Raw genomic sequence first — 6,079 nt, 5'->3', positions numbered from 1 at the left:
GGCGGCCCAGTAGGCCACTGCGACCGCCGCGGCGAGCACGGGCAGGGACAGCAGGCGTGCGCGCCGGTTGCGCAGGCGGTGGAAGTGCTCGGGCCTGAGGTTGAGCCCGAGCACGAAGTAGGGGAGGAACTGCAGAAGACGCTGCATGTCCAGGTCGTTGCCGATGTCGGGCGAGGTGGTGGCGAGCGCGGCGATCAGCAGGGAGACGGGCACCGGCCAACGCAGGGTGCGCCACAGCGGGGTGGTCAGACGCCACACGAACAGGCACACCAGGAACCAGGTCAGGTACCAGGGGTCGAGCAGGCTGATCGAGAAGCCGGGGTCGTGGTCGCAGTACCGCTTGAACAACGAGTACGCGACCTCGAAGACCACGTAGGGGACCGCGACGCCGGCGACCAGTCGCCGGAGCCTGCCGGGGCTCGCGTCGAAGCGGCGGGACATGAAGCCCGAGATGATGATGAACGCCGGCATGTGCACGGAGAACACCAGGTCGTACAGGGCCGCGGCGGTCTTGCTGCCGTCACGCAGCGGCTCCCACGAGTGCCCGACCGCGACCAGGACGATCGCCAGGTACTTGGCGTTGTCGAAGAACGCGTCGCGCGCGCGGGCGGGTGCGGACTCCTTCGCCGCTGCGGGCGGAGACGGCCGGGCGGTGGGGGGCGCCACGGATATGGACTGTGCCCGGTGTGGGGGCATCGCGGTGCGCTGACCGCTTCGGTGCTCGGCCCGGTGGTGGGGCACGGCGCCTCCTGGAGCAGGTGGGGCTGGCATGCAGGACTCTGGGGAACCGACGTGGGGTATCGGCCGTTCGACCGTACGGGGGCTCTCTGAGTGTTTCCTGAGCCGCCGTCGCGTACGTGGCGCAGTTCACGCCACGAGCGGGCGGTGTGAGGAGACGTTCTCCGGTTGGCCGGATCTTCCTGGGAGGCGCCCCGACGCTCGACTACTATTTCTACACGCTTGTAGAAACCAGGTCGACCCGCCGCGCACCGCCCGGCGGGTCGACCACGACACTCGGAGTGCGCATGGCCTTGTGGGACCGTCTCAAGGAGTCCGCAGCAACGATGCAGACCCAGCTCGTGGCGCGTAAGAACGACCTCAAGAGCGGCGCCTTCCGCGACGCCAGCATGGCGATGTGCGCCCTGGTGGCAGCAGCCGACGGCACGGTCGACCCGGCCGAACGCCAGCGGGTGGCGCAGCTGATCTCCTCCAACGAGGTGCTGCAGAACTTCCCCGCCGACGACCTCCGGCGCCGTTTCGAGGCGAACCTGCAGAAGCTGACCGCGGACTTCGACTTCGGCAAGGTCAGTGTCCTGCAGGAGGTCGCCAAGGCGCGCAAGAAGCCGGCGGAGGGGCGGGCGGTGGTCCAGATCGGCATCGTCATCGGCGGGGCCGACGGCAACTTCGACAAGGACGAGCAGGCAGTGGTCCGCGAGGCCTGCTTCACCCTCGGCCTGCCGCCGCAGGAGTTCGACCTGTAGGGCGGCGCCCCTCCGGGGCGGCGGCTCGCGGGACGGCACCTGCCCTCCCGCGGGCCCGCGGCACGCAACGCAACCCCCGGCCCGGGCCGCGCGGAACGGGACAGCGCATGGCACCCCCGGGGGCCGGCAGCCCGAGCGCCACGGCCCGCTTAATTTCTACAAGACTGTAGGAGCATAATGGCCGTCGGAACTCACAGGTCGACGGCGCCTGCCCGACAGCGGCTCAGTCGGTGGCACCACGTCCGCCGGCCTGTGCCGCACGCGGCTCCACCAGGCACGTAAGCGGCTGGTCACCCAGCCGGAGAGGTAACAGCATGCTCCGCAACGGTCTTGAACCCTGGCACCTGCTCATCGTGGCTCTCGTGGTCATCGTGCTCTTCGGATCCCGCAGACTCCCGGACACCGCACGAGCCCTGGGCAAGTCGCTGCGCATCCTCAAGAGCGAGACCCGCGCCATGAAGGCGGAGGATTCGGCGTCCACGGGGAACGGAGCCGCCCCGCCGCCGGCCGCCCCTGCCCAGCCGGCAACCGCGCCCGCCGCGCAGACGAGCAGGTGACGTCCCGCGGCCACGGTCGCGGTCGCACACCGGCGCTGCTCGCCCGCCGGACGGACTCCGGGCCCATCACCGGCATCGGTCACCACTCACCACGACGGTGACGCTGCGGTGTGCGCGAGGCACCGCCGCTTCCGAGCCGCCGGGACCTACCGTACGCCCCGCCTCACCACGGGGTGGCGGCCTTGAGGATGAGCAGCAAGGTGATCGTGGAGTTCGCCGAGGACAGCGCGGACAGCGCGGTCCCGGCCACCGCGGAACCGGCGGCCAGGCCGAAACGCGCGGAGAACCGGGTCCACAGACGAGGGAGGGGAGGCGGCGCCAGGAGCGCCTCGACGCGCCGGGGCACCGGCCCGGTGGCGGCGAAAGCCGCCCACGTCGCGGCAGGAGGTCCCGTCGAGATCAGCGCCGCCCTCCCCACCGCCCGGGCGGTCAGGCGGCGGTCCCCCACCGCGTGCGCCGCCTCCTCGTCCGCCCACCGCTCCACGCAGTAGGTCACCGCGTCACGCAGGGGGAGCAGAAAGGGGTTGGCGCGCGCCGCGAGCCGCACGGTGAGCAGGTAGCGGTGATGCCGGCGGCGCAGGTGGGCACGTTCGTGCGCGAACAGCGCCCGGCGTTCGCGCGAGGAGAGACCGGCGAGCATCGCCGTGGACACCACGATGGGACCGTGCACGTCCGGCACCGTGTGCGCGTAGGGCACGGCGTCGGGCAGCACCACCACGGAGGTCCGGCGGATTCCGTGCAGAGCCCTCTGCGCCGCTCCGCGCACCTGGTAGTGGCGTCGCACCGCCCCGTAAGTGGCCATGGCCACGGCGGACAGAGCGATGATGGACGCCTTGCCGAGGAGCGCGGAGTGCGGCACGGCCTGCCGCACCTGGGGGTCGGACCAGCCGTCGGGCAGCGGGTTGCCGGGGAGTTGGGCCGTCCCGACGATGGCGAGCAGCACCAGGCAGAGGGTGCTGCACGCAGCCAGCACGGCGCCGGTCGCGGTGAGCACCTGCGCCCCCAGGCGGGGGTGGAGGTGCCGCTCGGCCAGCCGCGCCACCGGCCAGGCGGTGACCGGCGCGACGAGCGGCAGCAGGACCAGGACACCCATCTCAGCGCTCGTCCTGCTCGTCCTGCTCGGCCTCGCTCAGCAGGGAGCGCAGGAGCTGCTCGTCCTGTGTGGAGAGCGCCGAGACGAAGCTGGCCAGCACGGCCTCCCGGTCGCTCTCGCCGTCGAGGACGCGACGCATGCGGCCGGCCGCCAGCCCCGCCCCGTCAGCCACCGCCGTCCACACGAACGACCGCCCCCGGCGCTCACGGGTGACGGCCCCCTTCTCCAGCAGACGGGTCAGGATCGTCAGCACCGTGGTGTAGGCGACCTCCACACCCAGCCGGGCGCGGACCCACTCCGCAGCCACAGGGCTCTGCGCCCGCCCCAGGGCCGTCAGCACCATCGCCTCCAGCTCCCCCTGGCCCCGGCGCCGCCCCCGTTCACCCTCCGGCCCAGACGTTTCCTCCGGCACGACTTCCTCCGCTCGCCTTCCTCTCAGGACATTGTGCCGAACGGTGAGGCCACCGGATGACTCCCACTTCTACAGTGCTGTAGTTTCACCTCTTGTCAGCGACACCGAGCACGCGCCCCCGGACGGGGACCGCCGAGCCAAGGAGGAGCAGCATGGGCGTCAGCCTCGCCAAGGGTGGAAACGTCTCACTCAGCAAGGAAGCCCCCGGTCTGACCGCCGTCCTCGTCGGCCTGGGCTGGGACGTGCGCACCACCACCGGCACCGACTTCGACCTGGACGCCAGCGCCCTGCTGTGTGACGAGTCCGGCAAGGTCCTCTCCGACAGCCACTTCGTCTTCTACAACAACCTCGTCAGCCCGGACGGCTCGGTGCAGCACACCGGCGACAACCTCACCGGTGAGGGCGAGGGCGACGACGAGGCCCTCAAGGTCGACCTCGCCGCCGTACCCCCCGAGGTCGCCCGGATCACCTTCCCCGTCTCCATCCACGAGGCCGACGCCCGCGGACAGAGCTTCGGCCAGGTGAGCAACGCCTTCATCCGCGTCGTCAACCAGGCCGACAACGCCGAACTGGCCCGCTACGACCTCACCGAGGACGCCTCCACGGAGACCGCGATGGTCTTCGGCGAGCTCTACCGCAACGCCGGCGAATGGAAGTTCCGAGCCATCGGCCAGGGCTACGCCTCCGGGCTGGCGGGCATCGCCCAGGACTTCGGCGTCAACGTCTGACCCGGTCGCGCGGGTCTCCGGCGCAGAGCAGGCTGCGGTCAGCGGGACGGGACCGGAGGGCCGGGTGAGGCCTGGAAGAGGACGGCGGGGGCCTCGGGCCCGGTCCCGGCGGTGCCGGTCGGACGGGCCGGCAGTCCCTCGCCTGCGGCATCAAGTCGAGCAAGGAGGGCCACGCCATGGGTGAGCCGGGTGCATGCACAGCTTCCCGACACGATCGCACCTTCCCCGTGCCACCACCGGAAGTTGAGGTCCGCGCCACCTACCAGCCGGTGATCGTGCAGATACCGGGCGGGCGGCCGCGGACCGGCACCGTCACCGGGTGGTGGGAGACACCGGAAGGCGTGTCCCTGTGCCGGTTGAGGCTGACAGGTCTCACGTCCGCGCAGTGGGTCGTCTTCGACCCCGACCAGATCAACCTGCTCGTCCAAGGCGGCACCTGACAGGAACCGGTGTCAGAGGGGGGAACCGTGATGGCGGAGGCGGACTCGCGCTCCAGGGACTTGGCGGAGGCGTTCAAGGCCGTCAGCAACCCGAGCCGGTTGCAGATCATGCAGTGGCTGCGGGATCCCGATGCGCACTTCGGCCAGTTCGAAGCGGACGAGGACCGCCGGGCAGTCGGCGTGTGCGCCTCGCACATCCAGGCCAAGGCGGGCCTGGCGCCGTCGACCGTTTCCCAGCACCTGAGCGTGTTGCAGCGAGCGGGTCTCGTGCACACCGTCCGCAGGGGCAGGCGGACCCATTTCCGGCGGAACGAGAGACGCATCGCGCAGCTGGCAGACGCCCTCATGGCCACTCTCTGATCCCCTTACCGCCCGACTCCCCCGCACTGGTCACCGTAGGTCGCCTCGCGGTTTGAGGCGCACCTTCGGGAGCTCCGGAGCTGGGAGCGGCCCTCCCTCATAGCCCGTCACCCGGCCGAACCGTGTCCCGGTCGTCCACTCCTCGCGGGCCTGCTCGATGTCCTCGTGGCTGCGTCCGACGAAGTTCCACCACATCACGATCTGCTCCTCGAAGGGCTCGCCGCCCAGGAGGACGAAGGAGCTGTCGACGTCGGCGCGCAGCGGGAGGGCGCTGCGGCCGCAGCCGAGGTACAGCAGGGAGCCGGGGGCCAGGGGGACGCCGTCGACCTCCGCCGTGCCGGAGACCGTGAGGGCGGCGTACTCGAAGTCGGGGTCGAGCGGGAGGCGGGTGTCGGTGCCGGCGGCGAGCGCCACGTCGGCGCCGACCAGGGGGGTGTGGACGGTGCCGGGTGAGGTGGCGCCGTCGAGGGTGCCGAGGATGACGGTGGCGGTGAGTCCGCCGCCGCCCGCGACGACCGGGAGACCGGCGTGGTGCTCGAAGGCCGGGGCGCGGTCGCGGTGGGCTTCGGGCAGCGCGACCCACAGCTGGGCGCCGTGCAGGTGGCGGGTGTGGTCGCGGGGCGACTCCTCGGAGTGGGCGATGGCACGGCCGGCGGTCATCAGGCCCAGTTCGCCGGGGCGCACCGTCTGCAGCGAGCCGAGGCTGTCACGGTGCAGCACCTCGCCCTCCCGGAGCCAGCTGACGGTCTGGAGTCCGATGTGGGGGTGCGGCGGCACCTGCATGCCCGGCTCCCCCGCGATGTCGTCGGGACCGTAGTGGTCGACGAAGCACCAGGCGCCCACCATCCGGCGTCCGAGGTTGGGCAGCAGCCGGCGCACGAGGGTGCTTTCGCCGAGCGGCACCTGTTTGCCGGGCTGGAGGTCGCGTACCGGCCCCGTTCTGCCGCCGCCCCCGCACAGCCGCGGGGCGGGACGCACGTCGAGATTGCTCATGCCTCCACCCTAGGC

The 6,079-nt window shown here is 71.7% G+C and carries 9 protein-coding genes; 5 read left to right on the top strand and 4 right to left on the bottom strand.

Annotated elements, in window-relative coordinates; translation table 11 throughout:
- On the bottom strand, positions 1 to 696 hold a 696-nt coding region (locus ACFV3R_RS32540; protein WP_385590659.1), incomplete at its 3' end, for an acyltransferase family protein.
- 329 nt (positions 697 to 1,025) lie between these two features.
- On the opposite strand from ACFV3R_RS32540, the gene ACFV3R_RS32535 reads away from it, so the two are divergent.
- Both ACFV3R_RS32535 and tatA read left to right on the top strand, forming a co-directional pair.
- Complete coding sequence (locus ACFV3R_RS32535; protein WP_385590655.1) at positions 1,026 to 1,481, top strand: tellurite resistance TerB family protein; 456 nt, start codon at positions 1,026 to 1,028, stop codon at positions 1,479 to 1,481.
- A 314-nt stretch (positions 1,482 to 1,795) separates the two neighbouring features.
- Positions 1,796 to 2,038, top strand: a complete 243-nt coding sequence (tatA, locus tag ACFV3R_RS32530) for a Sec-independent protein translocase subunit TatA (protein ID WP_385590653.1) — start codon at positions 1,796 to 1,798, stop codon at positions 2,036 to 2,038.
- Positions 2,039 to 2,201: 163 nt separating this feature from the next.
- Here tatA and ACFV3R_RS32525 read toward each other — a convergent pair whose 3' ends face one another.
- A complete protein-coding gene (locus ACFV3R_RS32525; RefSeq protein WP_385590651.1) occupies positions 2,202 to 3,131 on the bottom strand; it encodes a M48 family metalloprotease in 930 nt (309 codons plus the stop codon).
- Position 3,132: 1 nt separating this feature from the next.
- Positions 3,133 to 3,543, bottom strand: a complete 411-nt coding sequence (locus ACFV3R_RS32520; RefSeq protein WP_385590649.1) for a BlaI/MecI/CopY family transcriptional regulator — start codon at positions 3,541 to 3,543, stop codon at positions 3,133 to 3,135.
- 152 nt (positions 3,544 to 3,695) lie between these two features.
- On the opposite strand from ACFV3R_RS32520, the gene ACFV3R_RS32515 reads away from it, so the two are divergent.
- The 3 genes from ACFV3R_RS32515 (at position 3,696) to ACFV3R_RS32505 (ending at position 5,071) form a co-directional block, all read left to right on the top strand.
- Positions 3,696 to 4,271 carry a TerD family protein gene (locus tag ACFV3R_RS32515; RefSeq protein ID WP_385590647.1) on the top strand — a complete coding sequence of 192 codons (576 nt, stop codon included), beginning with the start codon at positions 3,696 to 3,698 and terminating at the stop codon, positions 4,269 to 4,271.
- Positions 4,272 to 4,498: 227 nt separating this feature from the next.
- On the top strand, positions 4,499 to 4,711 hold the full coding sequence (locus tag ACFV3R_RS32510; RefSeq protein WP_385590645.1) for a hypothetical protein: 213 nt from the start codon (positions 4,499 to 4,501) through the stop codon (positions 4,709 to 4,711).
- A gap of 9 nt (positions 4,712 to 4,720) precedes the next feature.
- Complete coding sequence (locus ACFV3R_RS32505; RefSeq protein ID WP_385590643.1) at positions 4,721 to 5,071, top strand: ArsR/SmtB family transcription factor; 351 nt, start codon at positions 4,721 to 4,723, stop codon at positions 5,069 to 5,071.
- 30 nt (positions 5,072 to 5,101) lie between these two features.
- Here ACFV3R_RS32505 and ACFV3R_RS32500 read toward each other — a convergent pair whose 3' ends face one another.
- On the bottom strand, positions 5,102 to 6,064 hold the full coding sequence (locus ACFV3R_RS32500) for a pirin family protein (protein ID WP_385590641.1): 963 nt from the start codon (positions 6,062 to 6,064) through the stop codon (positions 5,102 to 5,104).
- Between the last annotated feature and the right edge of the window lie 15 nt (positions 6,065 to 6,079).

Source organism: Streptomyces sp. NPDC059740, from assembly GCF_042733155.1.
Lineage (GTDB): Bacteria > Actinomycetota > Actinomycetes > Streptomycetales > Streptomycetaceae > Streptomyces.
This window is presented reverse-complemented; position numbering and strand designations above follow the sequence as displayed.